At 62.0% G+C, this 23,412-nt stretch carries 20 protein-coding genes, 1 pseudogene and 1 other annotated feature; of the genes and pseudogenes, 8 read left to right on the forward strand and 13 right to left on the reverse strand.

The window, feature by feature from the left end:
• Positions 1-14: 14 nt before the first annotated feature.
• Positions 15-1,469, forward strand: coding sequence for an aldehyde dehydrogenase family protein (locus tag FHT98_RS25870; protein ID WP_142115997.1), 1,455 nt, complete (start codon positions 15-17; stop codon positions 1,467-1,469).
• Between the two features lie 205 nt (positions 1,470-1,674).
• Here FHT98_RS25870 and FHT98_RS25875 read toward each other — a convergent pair whose 3' ends face one another.
• From FHT98_RS25875 to FHT98_RS25920, 10 genes are all read right to left on the reverse strand, one after another.
• Positions 1,675-2,637 carry an ABC transporter substrate-binding protein gene (locus tag FHT98_RS25875; protein ID WP_142115998.1) on the reverse strand — a complete coding sequence of 321 codons (963 nt, stop codon included), beginning with the start codon at positions 2,635-2,637 and terminating at the stop codon, positions 1,675-1,677.
• The gene (locus FHT98_RS25880; RefSeq protein ID WP_248309363.1) at positions 2,634-3,593 is read right to left on the reverse strand and encodes an ABC transporter substrate-binding protein; all 960 of its coding nucleotides are present in this window, start codon (positions 3,591-3,593) and stop codon (positions 2,634-2,636) included. Before FHT98_RS25880 ends, FHT98_RS25875 begins: the two co-directional genes overlap by 4 nt.
• 20 nt (positions 3,594-3,613) lie before the next feature.
• Positions 3,614-4,357: an ABC transporter permease gene (locus FHT98_RS25885; protein WP_248309364.1), complete on the reverse strand. Its 744-nt coding sequence runs from the start codon at positions 4,355-4,357 to the stop codon at positions 3,614-3,616.
• Between the two features lie 23 nt (positions 4,358-4,380).
• Positions 4,381-5,139 (reverse strand): ABC transporter permease, encoded by a 759-nt coding sequence (locus FHT98_RS25890; RefSeq protein WP_185745295.1) that lies wholly within the window; start codon positions 5,137-5,139, stop codon positions 4,381-4,383.
• Between the two features lie 4 nt (positions 5,140-5,143).
• Positions 5,144-5,980, reverse strand: a complete 837-nt coding sequence (locus tag FHT98_RS25895) for an ABC transporter ATP-binding protein (RefSeq protein ID WP_142116035.1) — start codon at positions 5,978-5,980, stop codon at positions 5,144-5,146.
• Between the two features lie 818 nt (positions 5,981-6,798).
• Positions 6,799-7,734: an ABC transporter substrate-binding protein gene (locus FHT98_RS25900; RefSeq protein ID WP_210244442.1), complete on the reverse strand. Its 936-nt coding sequence runs from the start codon at positions 7,732-7,734 to the stop codon at positions 6,799-6,801.
• Positions 7,731-8,441 (reverse strand): maleate cis-trans isomerase family protein, encoded by a 711-nt coding sequence (locus FHT98_RS25905; protein ID WP_142116000.1) that lies wholly within the window; start codon positions 8,439-8,441, stop codon positions 7,731-7,733. Before FHT98_RS25905 ends, FHT98_RS25900 begins: the two co-directional genes overlap by 4 nt.
• 9 nt (positions 8,442-8,450) lie before the next feature.
• Positions 8,451-9,956, reverse strand: a complete 1,506-nt coding sequence (locus tag FHT98_RS25910) for a solute symporter family protein (protein ID WP_142116001.1) — start codon at positions 9,954-9,956, stop codon at positions 8,451-8,453.
• Complete coding sequence (locus tag FHT98_RS25915; protein ID WP_142116002.1) at positions 9,949-10,287, reverse strand: DUF485 domain-containing protein; 339 nt, start codon at positions 10,285-10,287, stop codon at positions 9,949-9,951. The genes FHT98_RS25910 and FHT98_RS25915 overlap by 8 nt, the downstream gene beginning before the upstream one ends.
• A gap of 27 nt (positions 10,288-10,314) precedes the next feature.
• Positions 10,315-12,054, reverse strand: coding sequence for a PhnD/SsuA/transferrin family substrate-binding protein (locus FHT98_RS25920; protein ID WP_185745296.1), 1,740 nt, complete (start codon positions 12,052-12,054; stop codon positions 10,315-10,317).
• A gap of 118 nt (positions 12,055-12,172) precedes the next feature.
• Between FHT98_RS25920 and FHT98_RS25925 the strand changes: the two genes are divergently transcribed.
• Both FHT98_RS25925 and FHT98_RS25930 read left to right on the forward strand, forming a co-directional pair.
• Positions 12,173-13,006, forward strand: a complete 834-nt coding sequence (locus FHT98_RS25925; protein ID WP_142116004.1) for an IclR family transcriptional regulator — start codon at positions 12,173-12,175, stop codon at positions 13,004-13,006.
• 298 nt (positions 13,007-13,304) lie between these two features.
• Positions 13,305-14,329: pseudogene (locus FHT98_RS25930) on the forward strand (IS3 family transposase).
• Positions 13,539-13,656: a sequence feature (AL1L pseudoknot), on the forward strand. It overlaps the preceding pseudogene by 118 nt.
• Before the next feature lie 27 nt (positions 14,330-14,356).
• On the opposite strand, the gene FHT98_RS25935 reads toward FHT98_RS25930, so the two are convergent.
• On the reverse strand, positions 14,357-14,974 hold the full coding sequence (locus FHT98_RS25935; protein ID WP_142116005.1) for a TetR/AcrR family transcriptional regulator: 618 nt from the start codon (positions 14,972-14,974) through the stop codon (positions 14,357-14,359).
• A 35-nt stretch (positions 14,975-15,009) separates the two neighbouring features.
• Here FHT98_RS25935 and FHT98_RS25940 point away from each other — a divergent pair, with 35 nt between their 5' ends.
• The 5 genes from FHT98_RS25940 to FHT98_RS25960 all read left to right on the forward strand — a co-directional run bounded on the left by FHT98_RS25940 (position 15,010) and on the right by FHT98_RS25960 (position 20,223).
• Positions 15,010-15,849 (forward strand): inositol monophosphatase family protein, encoded by an 840-nt coding sequence (locus tag FHT98_RS25940; RefSeq protein WP_185745297.1) that lies wholly within the window; start codon positions 15,010-15,012, stop codon positions 15,847-15,849.
• Positions 15,850-15,881: 32 nt separating this feature from the next.
• Positions 15,882-16,520: an NADPH-dependent F420 reductase gene (locus FHT98_RS25945; RefSeq protein ID WP_142116007.1), complete on the forward strand. Its 639-nt coding sequence runs from the start codon at positions 15,882-15,884 to the stop codon at positions 16,518-16,520.
• A gap of 615 nt (positions 16,521-17,135) precedes the next feature.
• Entirely contained in the window at positions 17,136-18,047 is a 912-nt protein-coding gene (locus tag FHT98_RS25950) for a LysR family transcriptional regulator (RefSeq protein ID WP_185745298.1), read from the forward strand.
• Positions 18,048-18,347: 300 nt separating this feature from the next.
• Positions 18,348-18,959 carry a putative quinol monooxygenase gene (locus FHT98_RS25955; RefSeq protein ID WP_142116009.1) on the forward strand — a complete coding sequence of 204 codons (612 nt, stop codon included), beginning with the start codon at positions 18,348-18,350 and terminating at the stop codon, positions 18,957-18,959.
• Between the two features lie 55 nt (positions 18,960-19,014).
• Complete coding sequence (locus tag FHT98_RS25960; protein ID WP_142116010.1) at positions 19,015-20,223, forward strand: alpha-hydroxy acid oxidase; 1,209 nt, start codon at positions 19,015-19,017, stop codon at positions 20,221-20,223.
• Between the two features lie 22 nt (positions 20,224-20,245).
• Here the strand turns inward: FHT98_RS25960 and FHT98_RS25965 are convergent, their stop codons facing one another.
• Positions 20,246-21,940, reverse strand: coding sequence for a GMC family oxidoreductase (locus FHT98_RS25965; protein ID WP_142116011.1), 1,695 nt, complete (start codon positions 21,938-21,940; stop codon positions 20,246-20,248).
• A 16-nt stretch (positions 21,941-21,956) separates the two neighbouring features.
• The gene (locus tag FHT98_RS25970) at positions 21,957-23,369 is read right to left on the reverse strand and encodes an MFS transporter (RefSeq protein WP_142116012.1); all 1,413 of its coding nucleotides are present in this window, start codon (positions 23,367-23,369) and stop codon (positions 21,957-21,959) included.
• Positions 23,370-23,412 lie beyond the last annotated feature (43 nt).

Consider the following 23,412-nt stretch of genomic DNA (forward strand, 5'->3'; position numbering starts at 1 on the left):
CAGGACAATTCCCCATGAACCAGATTACCAAGCTTGACCGGATGTTGATCGGGGGCGAGCTCGTTGCCAGCGAGTCAGGCGCCTGGGACGAGAGCATCAATCCGGCGACTGAAGGGGTCATTGGTCGGGTGCCTGCTGGCACTGCCGCCGATGTCGATCGCGCCGTCGCCGCAGCGCAAGCGGCCTGGCCGCTCTGGAACGCCCGACCTCCACAGGAACGCGCAGAGGTGCTGCGCGGCTTTGGCGAGAAAATCATGGCGCGAGCCGAGGAGATTCTCGGCGTCGAGGTCGCAGACACAGGCAACACGATCACGCCCATGCGCGGTGATGTCCGCATGGCGGTCGAGAGCCTGAACTATTACGCCGGCATTGCCCACGAGCTGAAGGGCGAGACCTTGCCGGCCACCGACCGCAACCTGCATCTGACGCTTCGCGAGCCCTATGGTGTGGTTGCGCGGATCGTGCCGTTCAACCATCCGGTCATGTTTGCCGTGGCCCGTACGGCCGCGGCGCTCGCTTCGGGCAACGCCGTCATCGTCAAGCCGCCCGAAACGAGCCCCCTGTCCGCCATGGTCCTGAGCGAGATCGCCCGTGATGCGCTGCCGCCGGGCCTCTTCAACATCGTGACAGGCCCTGGGCGTAGCGTCGGCGATGCCATCGTCCGTCATCCCGAGATCAAGCGCATTGCCTTCATCGGATCCCCTGCCAGCGGCCGCGCGATTCAGCGCTCGGCCGCCGAGGTCGCGGTGAAACATGTCTCGCTGGAGCTCGGCGGCAAGAATCCGATGATCGTGTTTCCGGACAATGATCCGGAAGAGATTGCTCGCGCGGCCGTCGGCGGCATGAACTTCTCCTGGTCGGGCCAGTCCTGCGGATCGACCAGTCGATTGCTGCTCCACGAGGACATTTACGACGCGGTGCTTGAGAAGGTCGCGGAACGCGTTGCGGCGATCAGGCTGGGCGATCCCGCGCTGGCTGAGACCGGCATGGGTCCCGTCAACTCCAAAGTTCAGCTCGACAAGGTTATGGGCTTCATCGCGTCAGGCAAAGCTGAGGGAGCCCGACTGATGACCGGCGGTAACCGGCCGCGCGGCGAGCAGTTCGCCCGCGGCTTCTGGGTCGAGCCGACCGTGTTTGCCGATGTCGTGCCAGGCATGCGGCTCTGGCAGGAAGAGGTATTTGGCCCGATCCTCTCCGTCGGGCGCTGGCGCACGACCGACGAGGCAATCCGCCTGGCCAACAGCACCGAGTATGGGCTAACGGCGGCAATCTGGACGCGCGACATCAAGGCGGCGCTCAACATGGCCCGTGCCGTCCGGTCTGGCCATCTCTGGATCAACGGCTTCAGCAATCACTTCCTCGGCGTGCCGTTCGGCGGCATGAAGAATTCCGGCGTCGGTCGGGAAGAAGGCATCGAGGAGATGTTCTCCTACACCGAGACCAAAACCATCAACATCATGCTGGGCTGAGGGTAGCAGCGACTCTCTGCAGAAGGCGCCGCGGAAGAAGGCTTCAGGAGGCTCGCGAGGCCTCCTGAAGTCTCCGGCAACAAGAGTAGCTGCCCGCAGTGCCGCGCACGAGCTTCAGCTCGGTAACCGCTGACCGCATATGTGCACGGGCGCTCGCATCTCGCGCCCAATTACGGTGAGCGCGACATGCGTAGTGTCGCTCCAGTCACGTTGTGCCGAGAACGACGAGCGTCTTGATCCGATCCGGCGACAGCGGCGCCGGCAGATATTTGTGCGTGACCGCATCTTCCATGAGCTCGGGCAAGCCGATGATCCGGCCCGGCTCGAGGTTCTTTTTGGGGAAGAACTCGTCGCGCACCCGCTTGGCGAGAGCGGGAGTGACCCCAGCCCAAGCGGCGTAGGCGTCGAGCGCCTGCGGATCGGCATAGAGCCAATCAAGCGTTTCGCGATAGGCCTGCATGAAGCGACCATAGGCTTCGCTTCGACGCTGATAGCTCGCCGCATTGGCGATCATGACGCGCACCGTCTGGCCGGCGAACGCAGGAACATCGCTACCCCGCGCCACGATCCGGATTTGGCCGCGATCAACCGCTTCGACCGCAAAAGGCGGAGAACTCCAGCCGACGCTGATCTGACCGGACATCACCTGGGTGAAGGTCGAAGGCGGGCTGCCTGTGGCGACCGCCTGGAACTGGACGCCAAGCGTCTTGGCGAGACCGAGGACGACGAGGTGGGTGGATGAGCCGGTGGTCGAATAGGCGACCGTCTTGCCGGCGGCATCCTTGATGGTCTGGATCTGGCTGTCGGCCTTGGCATACCAGTACAGATCATGCGCACCGGCCATAGAGGCACCGATGATCCTGATCGGGGCGTTCTTGGCAAAGGCGCCCAGGACGCCGTAGGTACCCACGCCGATGCCGATATCGGCACTGCCGGAGATCACGGCCTGCTGCGTCTGACCTCCTCCCTCAGTGTAGAGGATTTCGAGGGTCACACCGTGCTTCTTGAAGAAGCCCGCGTTCTGGCCAAGTTCGCAAACCGAATTCTCCCAGTTGCCGCGCTGCCCGATCGCGAGCTTGAAATTGTCCTCGGCGAATGCGCGCTGAGAGCCAATTACAACGGCGGGGATTGTTGCGCCGATCAGGCGCAGTGCATCTCTACGTCTCATGGGCTTTTCCTCTCTATTTGAATGATCTGCGCAAGTTGCTCTTGCGTCAGCGGGGCCTGCAGAAACTTGAACTGCACGGCGTCTGCCATCATCTCGGGAAGCCCGACCAGCGTCCCTGGATCCAGCGCGGCCTTGGAGAAGAACTCGTCGCGAGTACGCTTGGCAGCCTCCTCGCTGACGCCCGCAAATGCCGCGTAAATCGGGATCGCCTCATCGCTCGCATGCATCCAGTCAATCGTCTCGCGATAGGCAGCCAGGTAGGCCGTGACGGCCGCCTTCTTCTGCGCGAGCACGCCTGCATGGGTGATGAGTACGCGCGAGGTCTGGTTGCGCATCCCGACAACGTCGATACCGCGAAAGACGATGCGGGTGGTCTTGCCAAGCTGATCGAGGCCGAACGGTGCAGCCGCCCATCCGACATCGATCTGGCCGGACATGACCTGCGTGTAGGTGCCTGGCAGCCCGCCGGTCGCGACGAGCTTGTCGAGATTGAGCTTCTGCTCGCGCCCAAGCAGCAGCAACGGACTATGGCTCGAAGAACCGTTGGTCGAATAGGCGATGGTGCGCCCCTGCAAATCCGCGATCGTTTTGATCGGCGAGGCGACCGGCACATACCAGTAGAGTTCACCGACGCCGGTCGCTTCGCCGCCGATTATCCTCAGCGGTGCCCCCTTCGATGCAACGCCGAGCACGCCCAGTGTTCCAACGGCCACGCCGATATCGACGCTACGCGAGAGCACGGCCTGCTGGGTCTCGCCACCGCCTTGCGTGTAGAGCAGTTCGAGATCCAGCCCATGGTTCTTGAAGATGCCGGCGCGAAGGCCGAGCTCGGTGATCGAGGTATCCCAGTTGCCTCGCTGGCCGATGGCGACCTTCAGCTCTGCCGCCGCTGCTGGCAGGAAGGAGTTCATCAGAGCGAGAGCTGCGAGAAATACTTGCGCCGGCTTGCCGATCACGACTTCTCTCCCGACCAGTTTCAGAATGTCTTTGCGCCGAAATGCCGCGCCGCCCTCACCGCCAAGGCGTTGATCGTGGCCGCGGAAGCGATCGTAACGATCAGCAGCGCGTACATCTGCGGCATGTCGAACCGCGAAAAGGCGTTGATGATCATGAACCCAATGCCCTGGTTGGACAGCTTGGTCTCGGCGAGCAGAACGCCGATGATGGCCACTCCGAAACCCAGCCGAAATCCGTTGACGAGCGGCGCCGCCATGGCTGGAAGCTCGATTTTCGTGAACATCTGCCAGGCATTAGCCTGCAGCGAGCGGCCAACCCGTCGGAAGGTCGGGGACACGCCCCGGACCCCCGCCGCAACGCTGATCGCGATCGGGAAGAAGCAAGAGACCGCGCCCATCGCGACCTTCGATCCAGATCCCACCCCGAAGAGCATGATCATCACGGGAAACAGGATGATCTTCGGCGTCGGCCCGAGATAGCTCAGCCACCTTTCATAGGCAGACGACAGGGAAGCATTGCTACCCAGCGCAAAACCGACGAACAGGCCTGTTATGCCGCCGATTAGGAGCGCAAGCGCAAGTTCGCCGCCGGTGACGGCGAGATTGGAGTAGAAGGCCGGCGTGCCGAAGAGCGCGACCAGGCCGTAGACGATCTTCTGCAGCGTCGGGACGACATCGCGAAAGAACAGACCCGAGAGCGCAAGGCCCTGCCAAAGCGCCAGCAGCAGCGCGGCGGCGCAAAGCCTGATCGCGCCGATGCTCATCTCACTGCGGCCTCGGCCGACCGTTATCCCCGATGTCGCAGCCATGTTTCACACCGATCGAGAATTACAAAGAAGATGACGCTCACGAAAACGACGAAACAGATCGCAGCATAGGTTCCAGAAAGATCGTATCGTTCCGAGAGCTCGTTGATCAGGTGCCCGAGCCCACCTAGATTGATCAGGAACTCGACACCTACGATATTGATCAGGCAGAATATCAACCCAAGACGCAGCCCTACAAAGATTTGCGCCAAGGCCGAGGGCAGGAGGATTTGACGGAATTCTTGCGCCGGGGTCAGCCGGAAACTGCGCCCGACATTGACCAGAACGCTCCGCGTAGAAGCGAATCCTTCGATCGTCTTCAGCGCCACGGGCGCCACGCCGGATGCGAAACCGATGACGATGATCGTCAGAGAACTGCGCCCGAAGAGGACCAGGAACAACGGATAGGCGAGTACAAGCGGCGCCGCGGCCCAGCCCGCCAACCAGGGCTCGAAGGCCATGCGCAGTCTTGTGAAGCGGTAGAGCAGCAGTCCGATCGGGATGCCGACCACGAGAATGAGCAGGCCGGCGGCAAGCGTCTCTCCGGCCGTCACTAAAAACCGGCCGATGATGCCTTCCTCCGCCACCATCCGCCACAGGCTAATGATGATGTCCGTCGGCAAGGGCACAATATAGGGGCTAATGACCTCCGCCAGGATAAGCCCCTGCGCAACGACGAGCGCGAGAACGATCGTGGTAAGGCCGTACAGAGGCGCGAAAATCTGGGGATGGGTCCTCATGGCCTCAGGCCCCGCGCCGCTCGGCTTCCGCCAGGCCCTTGCTGGCTTCCTCGCGAAGGTCGGCCCAGATGTCGGCGACATAGGCTCCGAATTCCGGGCTGACGACCACGTCGGAGGTGCGAGGCCGCGGCAGGTCGACCTTGACGATCCGCTTCACGCGCCCTGGCCGATAGCTCATGACAATAATCCGATCGGAGAGTTGCACCGCCTCGGTGATCGAATGGGTGATGAGAAGCGTCGTTTGCGCCAAATCCTGCTGGATCTGCAGCACCCGGTCGCCGAGCAGAAGACGCGTCTGCTCGTCGAGCGCGGCAAAAGGTTCGTCCATCAGAAGGATTCGGGGCCGCGCTGCCAGCGTCCGAGCGATCGAGACGCGTTGGCGCATGCCACCGGACAACTCCGACGGAAGGCGCTTTTCGAAACCCTGAAGGCCGACCATCTCGATAAAGTGGCGTGCGGTCTCATGGCGCTCACCACGCCCGATGCCCTGCAGTTCTAATGGAAAGGCGACATTGTCGATCACGTTCCGCCAGGGGAAGGTGGACTCCTCCTGGAAGACGATACCCACGGCGGAATGAGGGCCGTCGATCGTATCGTTCTCAACGCGCACCTGCCCGCTCGTGGCGTTGGTGAGACCGCCGATTACGTGAAATAGCGTCGACTTTCCACAGCCGGAGGGCCCTATGACCGAGACGAACTCCCCTGCCTCGACGGTGAAGGAAATCTGATCAATCGCGGTCAACGCATCCGGCCCCTCGCCGAAGCGCTTCGTAACATTCTCGACCGCGAGAGGTGGCGGTCCGGCGGCGATCTGCTCGGATATTCGCGACGGTTGAATCATCTTGGCCACGCCCGCCGTCATGGGTTCGCGACCATCGAGCCGTGGCAGAAATCAGCGCTAAGCGACGGAATCTGCTCGGCCGCGTCGGTATCTACACGAAAATGAAGGGTCATGACGTCGCTCCGAAACAAGGGCTTTCTCGAAAGGGAAGGCTGATTTGGGCGTCGGGCTGCCCTCATGTGCCTCCATCGCGGCTCACGACACGTGGCTGGCGATACGGCTGCGGAAGGTCGCCCAGCAGGTTGCGCTCTGAGATGCCGCCACCCGGGAATGCGACGACCTAATGCGGCGCTGACCGGCAGATGATCTGCATTACGCCCCCCAAGACATCGTGCTCGGGCTAACGCGTCGCCCGCAATGTCAGGTCGTTGAGGAGAGTGCGCCCGCGGGTCGCAAGCTTCGCCGGCCCCTCTGCTGTCGACTGCCGTCGGACGGGCAAACGGGCCCATTCGGGCTTGCCAGTTCCAGGACTTTGACGGCAAGCAGCCTGCACGGACGTCGTGGCGTGGGAACAACACGGCATGACCATTCCTCCCAATGTTTATCTCTGGTCTACGCCAGATTGTATGTATGCTGATCAACAGAATACATACAATCTACCTGCTGTCAACGCCTTGCTGGATTGAGGTCACGGGCCCGAGCGCCGAACGCGATGGTGCCCGCGGTTGTCCCCTGCGGAGCACGGCAGAAATGGTCGCTCATGGACATTGATTAGCGGATCGACGTTGGCTACCAACGCAAAGGCGGGGTAAGACCTGCGCCGGCTCCACTCTGAATAACTGGGCGGAGCCGTAAGGAAGCGGGAGAGCCGCTCGCCTCTATCCAGCTTTGCGGAGTTCGGGGAACCGTTCGCGCACAGCCGCGAGGAAGCTCTCGTCGACGTATTTTCGCCAGGTTGAATCGGGCGCAATCGAAAAGGCCGCATTGCGATCGCGGCGGATCATGTCCAGCTCCGTTTCGATCGCGCGCGGCTCAAGCCGCAAATCGAGCGGCAGCGCATCGCCGTCGACGTGGTCATGCCACGCCTTGCGCGCGTATCGCTCCTCGACCTCCATCCTCTCGGTCGCGAGAGAAACCGCGGCGTCCTCATTTTCGGCCATCCAGGCCGATGCGCGGATGCTAGCGGCCAGAAAGCGCTCGACCTTATCGCGGAAGCGATCGCCCCAGTCTTGCCGGACATTGATCGACGTGAACTGAAAGTAGGGGATCCACTGCTTCACCGGCCCCAGATTGGAAAATCCGGCATCCTCGGCCATGTAGTTGTGCGGGTCGGTCTGCATGCAGGCGTCGATCGTCCCAGCCAGCAGCTTCTCGTGCCGCGGAGGCACGACGCCGGCAGGCTCCATGCGATAATCCGTGCCGTATCGCAGCCCCGCCTCCTTCTCCAGGATCTCGATGAAAAGCGAACTCGTGCCGCCCGATAGCGACGAAACGCCGATGAGCTTGCCCTTGAGATCCTCCAGCGTCTTGATCGCCGGCTGGGCGATGAGGTCGTGAGTGGGGCGATTGACGTTTCCGCCGATCATACGCAACGAGCCACCCACCTCCACGTCGTGGATGACATGTTCGGGGGAACCGACAGCGATGTCGACACGCCCTTCCTTCAGCGCCTCCGTTAGAGGATCGATGCCGCCGAAGACCTCGATCTCAACGTCCAGACCCTCGGCAGCGTAGAAGCCTTCGCTCACCCCAGCCCAGAACGGGAGATAGAAGAAGGCCGGCACGACTATTCCCAAATGGATACGATCAGTCACTGGCATCTCTCCAAAGAACTCATGAATAAGCGGCCGCCGTCTTTCGGGACGGCAGTACTGGAGCAAAGGCGCAGCAGCGCCCATAGAACCGCCTGGTTGCTCGTGATGACGGGCTTGCCGAGTCTCGCCTCCAGCGGTGCTACCGCCTCGAGGGCGCGCAGGTTGGCGCAACTCAGGAACACCGCATCGGCGCGGTCGTTATCGATCGCAGCCGCGCGCTCGACGATGACCTCCGGATCGACGTCGGGGCAAAGAGCCGGATTTGCCATTCCAAACCCTGCCATGGCCACGACGTCCACGCCTCCGGCATTCAAGACAGCGGCTTCCGCTGCGTTGAAGGCCTCTCCGAAGGGGCTGACCAGCGCAATGCGCCGTGCTCCCACCTCGCTGAACGCGGCAAACAGCGCCCCCATGGTGTCGATGGCTGGCAAGCTGGTCTCCTGTGTAAGGCGCTCCGCCGCGGTGAGCCCCCCCTCGCCCGCGATCATGCTCGCCCCGGTGCAGGCGAGCGCGACCGCCGACACCCCCGCGTCGGCCAGCAGGCGCGCGGCGGCCGGCGCCGCCGACAGCGCGGCCTGTAGCGCCGAGGTTGATGTCGAGGTCAAGGGAATGCGTGTCACATGGGCACGGACCTCCTCAGGCAGAAACAACCTGAGGTCATGCTCGATGACGACGTTGACCGAAGGAATGATGAGGCCGACGCGCATCCCGATCTCCTACTGGGGAGCCAGGGCGGCACGTGCCGCAACCTGATCGAAGCGATCGCCCGCCCCCGCCTCCGGCCGGCCGAGCAGCGCGCCCAGCCATGCCGCTAGGCATCCTGCCGGAATCGAAACCAGGCCCACATTCGCCAAAGGAAAGAGCGCATCGGGTCCCATCACCGTCGGACCGACCAGGGTCAGCCCCAATGCAACCGTCACGCCCCCAATCAGGCCGGAAAGTGCGCCGGTCTTGTTGAAGCCGCGCCAGAGCAAGGTGAGCAGGACGACCGGGACATTGCCGCTGGCGGCAACCGTCATGGCGATAACCCCGATATAGGCAATGTTGAGCTTGGACGCGCCGAGGGAAACCACGATGGCCAGGCAACAGATCGCCATCGCCGCCACGCGTGCCGCCAGCAAACGCTCGCCTTCCTTCGCCTTGGGGCGGATCAGACTGGCGTAGAGGTCATGTGTGAAGGTGCCCGAGGCCGAAATGGCGACACCGGCGATGACCGCGACGCTGGTGGCGAAAATCACCGCCGCAACGAAGGCCAGCAGCGCGGAGCCGCCCAGTTCTTGCGCGAGCATGGGCGTGGTGAGGGTTCCGGCCGGGTTGGCGGCGCGGATAGCGTCGGTGCCGAGCAGCACGCCTGCGCCAAGCCCGGTCAAGGAAATCGCGAGCAGAAATGCTGCGATGATCCAGCACGCGATCGCTACCGAGCTTCGTGCAGCCCGCGAATCCTTCACCGTCAGGAAGCGGATCAGGACATGCGGGAGGCCAAGTGGGCCGAGCGCTACACCCAGATTCAGCGAAACATAGTCGAGGGAGCTGGCAATCGTTCCGGGATGCGGCGGGAGCATGACGTGCGGTCCGATACGCGTCATGGCTTCCGCGAAGATCCGGCTCGGGCTCCAATCAAAGCGCGCCAGGGTCAGCACACCCAGCGTCAAACCAGCAAGCAGCAGCAGCACGGTCTTGAAAATCTGAATCCAAGTCACCGCGCTCATGCCGCCGAGCAAGACGTAGACGGTCATGAGCCCGCCCACCAACAATAGCGAGACCGGGTAGCTGGTGCCGATAAGGAGGCTGACGACCAGCCCGGCGCCGACAAACTGGGCGACCAGGAACAGGCTGCTGATCACCAGCGCATTGAAGGCGGCGACGGCGCGCAGATTGGCGCCGTCAAACCGCGCGGCGAGCACGTCCGAAAGCGTATAGCGCCCAAGGTTGCGCAGCGGCTCGGCAATGATCAGCGCCATCAGCACGAAGGTGGTTGGAACGCTGATCGCGAGATAGAAGCCGGATAGGCCGTTGAGCGCGGTCGCACCGACAATGCCCAGGAACGCCGCGGACGACAGGAAATCGCCCGCGATCGCCATGCCGTTCTGCCCGGGAGATACACCGGAATCGGCAGTGAAGAATCCTCCGGTGGTGCGCGAGCGGCGCAATCCCCACAGCGAAATGAGGAAGCCGATCACTGCGATGGCGCCAAGAAACGCCACAGTCTGGAAGTTAGCCATTGTTGATTTCCCTGATGGCTTGAGCCGCCTTTTCGTATTCGCGCGCTTTTCTCAGGTAGAGATGCAGAACCGCGAGCGGCACCGGGAATTGCGCAAAGGCATAGATCCATCCCCAGGTCAGATTTCCGAAGGCCACTCCATCAAGCCAGCGGGTCGATACCGACAGCACTGGCTGTGCCAGATTGAAGATGAGGAGGAACAGCGAAGCAGTGACTATGTAGCGTCGGCGCTGTCGTCGAAGTTCCTGCATCGCCGGAAGTTTTGTGAGTAAAATCGGCAAATTTTCTGACCTCGATTGATCAAAATTTTGCGTAGCTAAGCTCAATTCCATGGCGCAACCTCCTTATTTTGTTGTTTCTCAGTCCTTCCCATAGCGGCGCCAGGCTTCCACGACGTCCGCGTAGGTCGCATCCGTTGCCGGCGCAAAGCCGGTGTAGTTCGTCATCATCGACTGCTTGGCCTGTTCGGGTGTGATGGCGACGAAGGCAGCTGCGAATTTCGCAGCTAGCGCGGGATCGAGATCGACGCGGACCTGGATCGGATCGAATGGCACCGGAGCCGAGGTCCAGACCACACGGCCGTCATCCGCCTTGATCGCGCCCTGCCGGATCATCAGCTCGCGATTATTGTCGCTGTCCGAAACTAGGTCCGCCTCGCCCTTCGCGACGATGATCTCGTTGTCACGATGCTGGGTTCCTTCGCGATAGGCGAAGTTGCGCTGGGGCTTCAGGCCCTGATCGGCAAGCCACGCATACGGGGCGAGCCATCCGGTGGTCGAATTCCGATGAGTCAGCTGCAGGCTCAGGCCTTTGGCGTCTTTGGGAAAATCCTTGAAGGTGATGCCGTTCCTCGCGATCAGCAGCGCGCGATAGGTCGGTTTCCCCTGGAAAAGCGCAGTCGCGATGGCTGGCCCGGCTCCCGCGAGCTTAGCTTCGGCGTAGCGCGAACCGCCCCCCATCCATGCGACATCAACCTGCCCGGCGACCAACGCGCGTCCCACATCCTTCCAGTCAGCGAAGACGACAGTCCGATGCGCGACACCCGCCTTCGCCGCGACATTGGCGAATAGCTTGTCGAAGAGATCCTTCGTCTCGGCAGGCGTCTTGAGAAACGGACCGGTCGCAAAGGCAATGGCCCGCGCATCCTTGTGAAAGCTGTCATCGACATAACGGCTGAGCTCGACGGGCGCGTCTCCCTTCAGCAGCTGTGCCTTGCGCATCACCTGGACGACGCTGGCGAGCCCCTTTTCGTTGATCGCCATATCGCGGGTGATCGCTCCGGTGCTGGTGAAGTACACCCAGGCGCGGTCCGCATAGCTCTCCTTGACTTGCAATTCGCGTGCAGCGATGCCGACCGATTCCTCGCGATTGGCATACATCCAGTCCACGGCACGCTGAGTGGCGCGTAGGAAGCGCACCACCACGTCACGGTTGGCGGAAGCCCAACGGCCGTCGGCATTGAAAGTCGTGAACTGCCAATCCGGGATGTACTTGGCGACATCTGCGAGATTGGCGAACCCCGCATCTTCCGCGACGTAGGACCACGGGATGGACTGCAAGCCGACATCAATCGTATCGGAAAGCAGCAGCTTGTGTCGCGCGGGAGCCCCACCGGTCTGGACGAGCGTGTAATCGCCCGGATAGTGCAGACCATGCTTTTCCGCGATCTCCTGGAAATGGAAGCGGCTGCCCTCCATCATGCTCAGAATGCCGATGCGGGCGCCCTTGAGATCCTCAATTCGCTTGAACTTGCTTTGGGCGATGACGAAGTGGCTGAGCTTTCCGGAATTACCGGCAAGCATCCGGAGCGGACCGCCGCTCTCTGCGTTGCTGATGATCGCTTCGGTCGGGGCGACCGTGATGTCGGACTTTCCTTCCAGCAGAGCCGACACCTGTGTTGTGGCGTCCTGCATCACCTCTAGCGTGACATCGAGGCCTTCCGATTTGTAGAAGCCTCGTTCGACCGCCGCCCAGAGCGGCACGTAGTAGAATGTTCGCGAAACCACGCCGACGCGGAGCGGTGTGTCGGCCGAGACGTTGGAGGAGGCGCTGATGAGAGCCAATAGCGCGAGACTCAATAGCGCGAGCAATGAGCGCATGTCGTTTTCCTTCCCATGGCTGTCGCACCCTTTCTGTACGGCTCTCGGCCGTAGGCGCTGACGTGGTAATTTCTTATTGAGATATCTATGTCTTATTAGGAAATAAAAGGAACGAGCCTTGTCAACTGATTTCTTTCGCCCGTCCACGGACGGTGGCCGCTCCGGCATTCAGTCGGTCGAGGTGGGATTGCGGCTACTGACTGCCCTGACTGCCAGCAACGGTGCTATGTCCTTGTCCGCTCTCGCCGCAGCCGCGGATATGAGCTTGAGCCAGGCGCATAAGTACCTGACGAGCTTCACGCGGGTTGGTCTGGTTCGCCAGCACAATTCGAGCGGTCTCTATGACCTGGGCCGCTTCGCGCTCGAACTCGGTTTGGGCGCGATGCGCCGTTTGGACGTCATCGAGTCATCCTATTCCGTTATGCATCAACTATCTGATATAATTGACGAGACACTATCTTTGACCGTCTGGAACCGTTACGGCGCAACGATCGTGCGCCTCGTCGAGAACAGTCGTCCGGTGGTGGTGACGGTGCGACTCGGCGCGGTGCTGGATGTCCTAACATCGTCTAACGGACGCATTTTTCTGGCCTGGCTTGACCGAGCCACGACAGCGGCTGCAGTAACCCGTGAACTGGCGGACAAGGACGGCCCCGCGGCGCGGGCTGGCATCCACTCGATCGTTGACGTCAACCGGATCGCCGACGAAGTCACCGCGAGAGGGCTTGCCGAAGTGCAAGGTCTTCTGGTTCCGGGTATCACCGGATTGAGCGCGCCAATTTTCGGCCCAGCCGGACTGGTCGCCGGTTTGACGGTGGTTGGCACGGTCGGCGGCCTCGACACCTCCGACAACGGGCGCGTTGCACGCGCATTGCGCGAAGCGGCCACGGAACTCAGTCGGGAACTGGGAGGATCACGCTCCCTTCCGCACGTTGGCCTGCCCACTAAGTGAGGTCATCTGTGAAGTAGGCTTTTTAGCTTTGGTGAACCACTGAGGGTTGGTCGGAGGCTCCAACTCCTGAGCATCCGTGTTGGTCAAGCGCGGCTTGTGGTCCACCGATGGCCGTCGCGGATGAGGGCCTTGGCCATCACGATGATTTTCGCATGATTGCAGTCAGAGCTCCCAGGCGCCGCCGGGCGGGACCACCCCACCCTTCGACAGCTCTGCTTTCGCACGAAAACCAGCCAACGATTAAGACGAGAAGGTGGAGCGATGACGAGCAAGACGACAAGCAAAATTTTCGCCTGAGATGCGGCTCCGTGCGGCGCCGATGGTGCTGGATTATGAGGCCGACCATCCGTCCCGCTGGACGGCGATCATGTCGATCTCCGGCACGGTCAGATGCTGACGAGTCGGTCAAGAAGTCCGAGGCCGACAGCGGCCGAAACCCGGTCTCACAACAGATATGGCGGCCAAGCTCACGACGCTGGAACGCGAGTATCGATAATCTTCGGCGGGCAAATGAGATCCTCCGCAAGACATCGGCGTATTTTGCCCAAGCGGAGCTTGACCGCTCGTTCAAGCGATGATCGCTTTTATTGACGCCCCCCCGACGGACCTATGGGGTCGAGCCGATGTGCAGGGTGCTGCTGGTCGCCCCGTCAACCTACCACGCTCGTGCCTCTCGGCGTGACGATCCGGCCAAACTCTCGATCCGGAAGAGGCGCGATGCCGCCCTGTTGCCTGAGGTCGCACGGGTTTTTGAGAAAACTTTCAGGTCTGTGGTGCGCGCCAGGTCTGGCGGCAGATGAAGCGCGAAGGGCAACGACTCGCTCGATGCAACGTGGCGCGCCTGATGCGAAGCGCGGATCTATAAGGTGTGATGCGCGGCAAGTCCAGCGCACCCTGGGCCGGCAAGGCGGCACTATGCCCGCTTGATCATGTGAACCGCATCTTCCCTGCGCCGGCGCCGAAGATGTTTTGGCTCTCGGACTTCTCCTCTGTCAGCAACTGGTCAGGTGTCAGCAACTGGTCAGGCTTCGTCTACGTCGTCTTCGTCATCGACGCCTATGCCCGTCGCATCGTCCGCTGGCGCTCGCGGACCGCACACGCCCGCTTCGTGCTCGACGCGCGTGACCAGGCCCTGCAGGAGCAACGGCCCGGCACGGACCTTGCCGGAGCTTCGAAGCCGTCGTATTCGCCACGCTGACCTGATCGATTGGTTCAACAACCCGCGGCTGCTGGAGCCCATCGGCAACATTCCGCCGGCCCGAGGCCGAAGAGCGCTACTACCCTATGCTCGACAAGCCAGCCATGGCGGCGTGGCTTAAATGAAATGGCCTCCGACAAACCCGGGGCGATTCACGCCCTATTTTTTTGCAAGTATCCGAAAACAGCCCTTTGCACCCGCGAGGCAAGAGCTGTCTCGTCACGTTCACCTCTCGCCCCCGCGCCGTCGACCATCCCCCTAACGATTGCGATCAAGTCTTGAACCGCGAACGGGTCGGAGCCCGCTTGCTCGAACGAAGCGCTGCTTAAACTCACTCCGATTGTGTTGACGAGCTGAGCTCCAAGCTGCGCCATACCCTCGCTGACCGGCAGGCGCTGCTCTTCAAAGTCAAGGATGTTTGCCAGTGAAGGCCGGCGGAGTTGGTTGCGAACTGCGACTTCAACGATTTTGGCCAGGACCTCCCAACCCTCTGCGGACGACGCAGCCCGCTCGACCTCCGCGACCAGAACATGTGCCTCGCGCGCGATAAGCGCCTGAGTGATTGAGTCCTTGTTTGGGAAGTATTGGTAAAGCGAACCAATGCTTACGCCAGACACTTTAGCAACCGCGTTTGTGGTGTAGGCCTGCAGCCCCCTGCTTTCCAAAATGCGAGCTGCCGCCTCGACGACCGCAGCGACAGTCGCTTTCGAACGCTTTTGGTGCGGTGATTTGCGGGGTCCGAGGCCTGAGCCTCTTATCAGAAGGGTCATTCAAAATGCGAGTTGTTATGCGAGCATTTCCTCATATGTCTATTGATCTTGAACCTGCAATAGAGCGACCTTTGATGCCCGACATTTCCGAAGATGGCGCCTTGATCTCCGAGGTTGCAGATGTTCTAAAACACGCAGGTCGGCGCATGCTAGCCGCCTTTTCTAAGCAAAAACCAGTCGGTTCGCGGGCCGTCATTAACACGATCGCAGCCAACGACGAAATCTCGTTGGAGGCGTTGCGGGCCGGTCTAAGCAAGGCGCGACCAACCGCCAGCTGGGTCAAGGACGAACTCATTGGCGGGGATCTGCCGCCCGGAGAGTGGTGGGTAGTCGACCCGGTTGAGGAGGCGATCAACCTTGTTCATGAATTGACCGACTGGTGCGTCACCGCAACCTTAATGCGTGAGAATATACCGGTGCTGACCGTCGTACATCTTCCGCCGACCAACAAGATCTACACCGCTGTCCGCGGGGGCGGCTCGTTCCTCAACGGCGAGAAGCTTGATGTTTCCATAAAATTCGATCTGTCTGCAGCCATGGTCGGCACCGGACAAGCAAGACCGCGCGAAGGCGCCATCACTCATAAGCAGATCGGCCGCTCGGTGACTGAAATGCTCGAGAGAGCTTTGGTGGTGGCCGTTTCAGCGCCGGCGAGGTGGCAGTTATTTCAGTTGGCGGCGGGGCGCACCGAAGTGTTCGGGCAGTTCCGCCATGTTCGCTCCGGCCTCGTTGCCGGCGCGCTCCTTGTCCAAAAGGCAGGCGGCATAATCTCCGACATCCATGGCGAGCCATGGGGTCTAGAAAGCTCAAACTTTCTGGCTGCGGCACCGGGCGTGCACGCCCACGCCGTCGAGGTTCCGTCTGCCGTAGCCTGAGTTCGTCACGCAGCAAAACAGGGTGCTTCCACATGACCAAAATAGCAATCATCGGCGCGGGCCGGGTCGGCTCGGCGTTAGCATCGAAACTCGCCTCGGCGGGGCATAGCCTAACCTTCGGCGCCCGAGATCCGGCCAAGGTAAAGATTGCGTGGCAGGGACCGTCGGTCGGTTTCGCGAAGCCTGCCGAGGCCGCACGGCATGCTGCGGTGGTCTTCAATGCGACGCCCGGCGACACTAGCGTAGCTCTGTTCTCGGAAATGCGAGCCGAGCTCAAGGGCAAAATCCTTATCGACATCTCAAACGCAACGAAGCGAGGCGAGGACGGCATGCCTGCGCAGCTGAGCTATCCGAACAATAGTTTGGCGGAGCATCTTCAGGCGGCCCTGCCTGAGACATGCGTGGTCAAGACTCTCAACACCATGTTATTCACTGTGATGGCGAACCCAGGCGCACTGTCACAGCCGCCGTCTGTGTTCTTATCTGGTGAAGATGTTGTAGCGAAAGCTGTCGTTACAGGACTGCTGCAGGATCTCGGCTGGCCCGCCGCATCGATCGAAGATCTGGGCGGGATCTCAACGGCCCGGGGGCCGGAAGCCTTCATTCTTCTCGTGCCCCACGTGCTCCGCAGCCACGGTTTCGTGCCATTCGCATTATCTCTAAGCCGATAAGTCCCGATACCGGTGTATGCGCCGGCCCTCTCTATTAATCGCGCCAACAACTAGCTCGGGGTCAGCGTTGAAGGACTCAATTAACTTGATCGAACTCCCGCCTTCAGCCGATGATCGGCGCATCGTCCATCTCTTCGATCTGCTCCCCGCAAACTTGACCGTTTAAAGCTGGAGTTATAGGCGCCAAAACCCTCGACTGGGGGAGCGGGAGACGAAGAAGGCGTCGAAGTTTCGGACGCGCAGAAAGCGTTCAAGCAGGGCAATGAGGGTAAACTGGTCACGGACACCACAATAGCCGGAGTGACTTGCATTGGTGCTTCCACTTCGGCGCTTCCGTCCGGCGTGCCTTGTTTCCCTTCAAGGAACTGATAGTCTAGCATTAAATGGCTTAATCGCGGTCGCGCAATTCGAAGGCGGAATTCATCGTTTCACCCGAAAATAAGCGCGAGTTTTCTCGTCTGCGATCCTAATCGATGATTTCGGCCATGCCCGATAACGGGGCACAGACACCTATGAAAACTTTCCAGAAATTGGGGATTGGGACAATCGTTTCGTAGTTTGCTCCGCCGTTAACGTCGTCAAAATACCATATTTGTGATGTGGCAGAAGAAGGGCATGCGCGTGGAAATTCGTCGGCTTCGATACTTCGTGCGCGTCGTCGACTTGAAGAGTCTGAGCCGTGCGGCCGATGAAATGAACCTTGCACAGCCCGCACTGGGCATGCAGATTCGCAAGCTCGAGGACGAACTTCAGACGCATTTGCTCGTCCGTCACAGCCGCGGCGTCGAGCCTACGGAAGCCGGGCAATTGCTGCGGCAATATGCCAACGACATCTTACAGCGAATCGAAGATGCGAAACAGGCCGTCCGGGAACTTTCCGGGCCCTTGCGCGGCTCGGTGCGGCTCGCCACGACGCCAAGCACGCCGCCATACGTGACCATCGGTTTGATCCAGCTCAGCGCGGTGCAACTGCCGAATATTAAAATCAAGTTCCAGGAAGCAATGAACGCGACGATGCTGGACTGGGTGCGGGCTGAGGAGGTAGACTTCGGGCTCGCTCATCTGTCTGACGTGCGGCTCGACGGCCTCATCGTCGAACCACTCGTGCAGGAGAGCGCGGTCTTCGTGCAGGCGGCCGACCGGCCATTGCCACCGACGATTTCGCTTTCGGAGGTCTGCTGCCATCCGCTCGTTATGCCGGCGCGCCCACATCACCTGCGGGAGCTGCTGCACAGCACCGCGGAGCAAGCGGGCCACGAGCCCGATGTCGCGTTCGAGATCGGCTCCATTGGAACGATCATGGAGCTAGTGGAGCGCAACATCGCATGCACGGTGCTGCCTCGCGGGGCTGTCCAACGCTACCTGAACGACGGCCGCGTCGTCGCGCGGACCGTCACCGACCCCGGACTGCGGCTGACCGTCTCGCTCGTGCGCTCGCGCCGACGGGCCTTGACGCGCGCGCAGGTGACGCTGCGCGGATTGATTTCCGACCTCGTGGCGAGCGAACCGGCGCGGGGCGACGCTTAAGGTCGGCTTTGAGCCCGCCAAAACAAAGCGCGTACGCCGCGCGCCTGCTGCCGGCAGGCGATAGCAGGAACAGCTAGCTGCTATCACTGATAGGTTCTTGCGAGCAGGGCAGGGGTCGTCGAAATGTCTCGTCGCCGATGGGGCGAAGAGACGGTCTGACGTGACGCGTCTAGAGCATTTTCGAGCGAAGTGGATACCGAATTCGCGTGAAAAAATGCTTCAAAAACAAGATATCAGAGCAATTCCGCGCTTCTGGAGAATGGTGGAATACTCTAACAACATGATGCGCGAGGTAGCGAGATGTCCAAAGTGCCGGATAATGGCGTCGTCAGCCTCGCGACCTTCCTGGTCAGGCCCGGCGAGGTCGAGGCGATCGCCGCCCGTATGACGGCTTTCGCCGAAGAACTCCGTCTCGGCGGCACAGCCCGTCAGTACGAGTTTCACGTCGCCTGGAACAAGTGCGATACGTTCCTGCTCTACGCGGAATTTGACGACGACGCCGCCCTGGCTCGTCATGGCGAGCGGACCGACGTCCAAGCCCTAAAGGGCGAACTTGTAAGCGCTCTTGCCGGCCCGGTCGAGTACTCCCTCTGGACGCAGTTCGACGCGACCGTGCGGTCGGACGCCGCACCGCAGCATACGACGCTCGTCAGGTTCAAGATGCGACCCGACGACGTCTCGCCGATGCTGGAGGAAATCAACCGCAACAGCGCCACCGCTGCTGGTCTATTGCGGTTCGATCTCAACCGCAGCCAGCTAGATGCCGATCACTTTCTGATCTGCGCGCGGTGGCAGGATCGGGCCGCCTGGGAACAGCAGCAGTCGGACTCTGACTATCTCGCGTTTCGGGCCCGGACCGCGCCGTTCTACAACGGCGCGCCGGATCGGACATTGTGGCGTCCCATGCGATGAGCGCGGCGGGCAAGTCCCCCGCTCGTCGCTTGTCTGCATGAAGGGTGCGAGTGTCATGGCGCAAGATGCGATTCTCAGCATTGCGGATCTGGAGCGCCTCGCCCGTCGGCGGCTTCCGCGATTGCTGTTCGACGTGATCGAGAGCGGCGTGGAGGACGAGATCGGCCTGAAGACGAACGCCGAAGCCTTCCAACGCCAACGCTTCCTTCCCCGCGTCTGTGCCGAGGTGAGCCGCCGTAGCCAGCGCTCGACCTTGATGGGCAAGACGTTCGCCGGCCCGTTCGGCGTCGCGCCGACCGGCATCGCCGGGGTGTTCCGTCGCGGCGCCGAAACGATGCTTGCGACGGCGGCCAAGGAGGCGGGACTGCCGCTGATCCTGTCAGGCGCCAGCATGGTTAGCCTCGAAAGGATAGCTGCGATCTCGCCCGAGACGACTTGGTTTCAGCTTTATCCGGCCCGCGATCCGGCCATAACGCGCGATTTGCTGCGCCGGGCGGAAGCCGCGGGCATGGCAGGCCTCGTGCTCACTCTCGACAATCCGGTGTCGCCGAAACGGGAACGTGATGCGCGCAACGGATTCCGTCTGCCGATGCGACTCCGGCCCGGCCTCGTCCTCGACGCGGTGCTCCATCCGGCGTGGCTGTTGCGTTATTTCATGCAAGGCGGCCTTCCGGTGATGGAGAACTGGGCGCCCTACGCTCCGGCGGGGGCCTCGGCGGGCGACGTCGCGCAATTTTTCCGCAGCCAGAGCCCGATCGTGCAGACCTGGGACGACATCGAGGCCTTCCGGCAGATTTGGCCGCGCAAGCTGATCGTCAAGGGGATCATGCATCCCGACGATGCCGTTCGCGCGGCGTCGCTGGGGATCGACGGCATCATTGTTTCCAATCATGGCGGCAAGGCCCTGGACCGCGTTCCGTCCGCCCTCGACCTCCTGCCGGCCGTGCGCCAAGCCGTACCGAAGGGGTTTCCGGTCATGATCGACGGCAGTATTCGCCGTGGTGCCGATGTAGTCGCCGCCCTGTGCCTTGGTGCAAGCTTCGTGTTCACCGGCCGTGCTACGCTCTACGCGGTCGCCGCTGCCGGCTACGACGGTGTCCGGCGTGCCATGCAGATCCTGCAGGAGGAGATCGACACGACGCTCGCGCTCATCGGGTGTTCGGACGTCGCGGATCTCGGACCGCAATACCTGTTTCCATTACAGCCGGGTTCCCGCGACACGTTGAACGCCGCCAGAGAGGCCGCCACCTGCTTCACGGAATAGATCGGAAGCACAGGTCATAGAGCTACGCGCCGAGCTCGGCCTTGATGTACTCGGCGATCCGCTCGGCGACCATTACCGCCGGGATATGGGTGTTGCCGGCGGGGACGACCGGCATCAACGATGTGTCGGCGATGCTAAGATCGGCGATACCGCGCACGCGTCCACGCGTATTTGTGACGGCCATCGGATCGCCCGCGGCGCCCATCCGGCACGTACCGGCGACGTGATAGGTGCCGAAGATGCGAGAGCGCAGATAGTCCGCAAGCGCCGCGTCATCATGGACGAAGTCCTCAAGCGGGCGCATATCGGCGATCGTGCCGAGCAGCTTTCGCCCCGGACCGGGCGCGGCATCGAGAAGTGAGGCTGCCGCCGCTGTCAGGAGCCGATTTGCCGGCGTGATCCGGTTGTAGCGGGAGAGTTGCACGGCATTCTCCAGCACGAAGGCCGGCCCGCACATCGCCCGCAACTCCGGTGCGGCGTAGATGGCGGCTGCGCGCCGGAAACCTTGCATCATGCGCAGCAGGTCCCGCTCGTCCGACAGCAGATCGAAGGCGATGATGGGAGCCGCATCCGGATCTCGCCCCCTCAAGGTCACGCTGCCACGGGAAAGCGGACGGCCGAGGACGGGGGCCAGCATCGCGAGACGCCTGCCAAGTGCATGCCAGGTGACGAAGGCGCGGACATAGATGGACATGTCGCCGGGCGGACAACCCTCGAGGCCCGAAGACCAACGCAGGAAGGTCGAGGACGGCGGGCGGTCCGCCTGCCCTGTCGTGCGTCCCGCACGATTGAGCCAGGCGAGCGGCAGCACGATGGGGTGGGTCTGGAGGTTCTGGCCGACTCCCGGCAGGTCGACGATGATCTGGACGCCTGCTGCGCCGAGCATCGCTCCCGGGCCGAGGCCGGAGCGCATCAGCAACACCGGCGTCGCCAGGGCACCTGCCGCCAGCACCGTATGGGAGGAGCGAAGGTTGCCTTCGGTACCGTCGGGGCCGGCGAGCACGACGCCGGCGATCCGGCCTCCCTCGACGAGCAGGCGGCGCACGACCGTTTCCGTGCGGATCGTCAGGTTCGCCCGCGCACGGGTTTCACGGTCGAGATAGCAGATGCCCGCGGAAGCGCGCGAACGTTCGTAGCGGCTCAGCGCAAGCGTGCAGTGACCGTCGCCAAAGTCACCGTTCATGTCCTCGACGAATGCCGTTCCCCGTCTGGCCGAGACGGCGGCGACGGCTTTCGCGAAAGGCGGCCAGTCTGCGTAGGGCATCCGGCGGATGGGAACGGGTCCGGACTGGCCGTGCAGAGGCATTCCGCCGAAATCGACATCTGTCTCCAGCCTGCGGAAATACGGCAATACGTGCTGCCAGGACCATCCGGTCGCGCCGGCCGCTTCCCATTCGTCATAGTCGCTGGGCATCCCGCGCATCGCCCACATGCCCATGATGGTCGAGCCTCCGCCGAGCACCTTCGCCTGCGCCATATGAACGGCGGGCGAATTGTCAGCACGAAGCCAATGCACATGGAGCTTCGGCCACATGTAGGCTTCGTTGAAGGTCGACAGCGGAAACAGACTCGTCACATCGGCAGGTTCGCCGCCCGGCACGATATCGGCCCCGGCCTCCAGGAGAACGATACGGGTATGCGGATTCTCCGAGAGGCGCGCCGCGAGCACTGAGCCCGCGGCACCTCCTCCAACTATGACGATATCGCACTCGTTCATGCGGTGCTTTCGCGGCCTACTCGGTCGGCGCCAGCAACGACGGCGATCTGGCCATAGGCTTGCCCGGCCGGATGGCGATGGCGATGAGGCCGGAAATGACCATCGCACCCGCGAGCACATGCAACGCGATCTGGAAGCTTCCCGTGCTCTCGCGCAGCCAGCCGACGACGAATGGGCCGAGGAAGCCGCCGAGATTGCCCATGCTGTTCATGAGCGCGATGCCGGCGGCGGCGGCCATTCCGGTGAGAAAGGTTCCGGGGATGACCCAGAACACCACGTAACCCGACAGGATCCCAGCAACCGCAGCAGTGAGGCCCGCCATCGCGAGAGCGGGTGAGCCGACATATGCGCTCACACTGAAGCCGGCGGCGCCGAACAGAAGCGCGAGGCCTAGATGCCAATATCTTTCCTGGACCCTGTCAGACCGGCGACCCCAGAAGATCGATGTCGCGGAGGCCACGGCCCAGATCACCGAAATGACCAGCGTCGTCTCCAGGTTGCCGAGCGATCCCAGCGATTTGACGATGGTCGGCATCCATACGTTGGCCGCGTACATGCCCATGTTCATGCCGATATAGAGCAGGCCGAGCACCAGGACGCGTCCGTTCATCAGCGTGTTGCGCAATGTCGGATGGACTCCGCCGTGTACGTCGGCGTTCTCTCTCTCAAGCATGCGCTCGAGGGCGTCGCGCTCGGCCGGTTCGAGCCACTCGGCGATAGCCGGGCGCGGTGTCAGATAGCGCCATGTCACGACGCTAAGCAGCACCGCGGGCATGCCTTCCATGATGAAGATCCATTGCCAGCCGGCAAGGCCGAGAACCCCGTCCAATTGCAGCAGCAGCCCCGCCAGCGGCCCGCCGATGATCGGGCTGAGCGGCACGGCAATGAACCAGATGCCGGTGAAACGGGCGCGCTCTGCCAGAGGAATCCAGCTCAGCACGTAGAATGTCATGCCGGGCTGAAAGCCGGCCTCAGCCACGCCGAGCAAGAACCGGGCGACGTAGAGACTGTTGGGGCCGACGACGAAAGCCATGCCGATGGTCACGAGACCCCAGGTCAGCATGATCCGCGCAATCCAGCGATTCACGCCAACCTTTGTGAGTATCAGGTTGCTCGGCACCTCGAAGAGGATGTAGCCGAGCGAGAACATGCCGGCGGCAAGGCCGTACATGTATGGCGTCAGGCCGAGATCCTTGTTCATAGTCAGCGCGGCGAAGCCGATATTGGACCGGTCGATCTGGTTGACGATCATCAGGAGCATCATCAGCGGAAGAAGCCTGCGCATGACCTTGCGCATAGTTTCCTGATCGACGCCTGCCGCGTGACTTTCGTTGTTCTTCCCCACAGCTTTTTCCCTCCGCTTTTGATTATTTGTCCAAATCTTATACCTGCCGTCGATGCCGATGACGGCCCGGTGATGAAGCGGCATTCGTCGCCTGCGAGCGTCACGGCCATGGCGGCGCTCTCCTCCG

This window comes from Allobosea sp. AK1, from assembly GCF_006714945.1.
In the GTDB taxonomy this organism is placed as follows: Bacteria; Pseudomonadota; Alphaproteobacteria; order Rhizobiales; family Beijerinckiaceae; genus Allobosea; species Allobosea robiniae.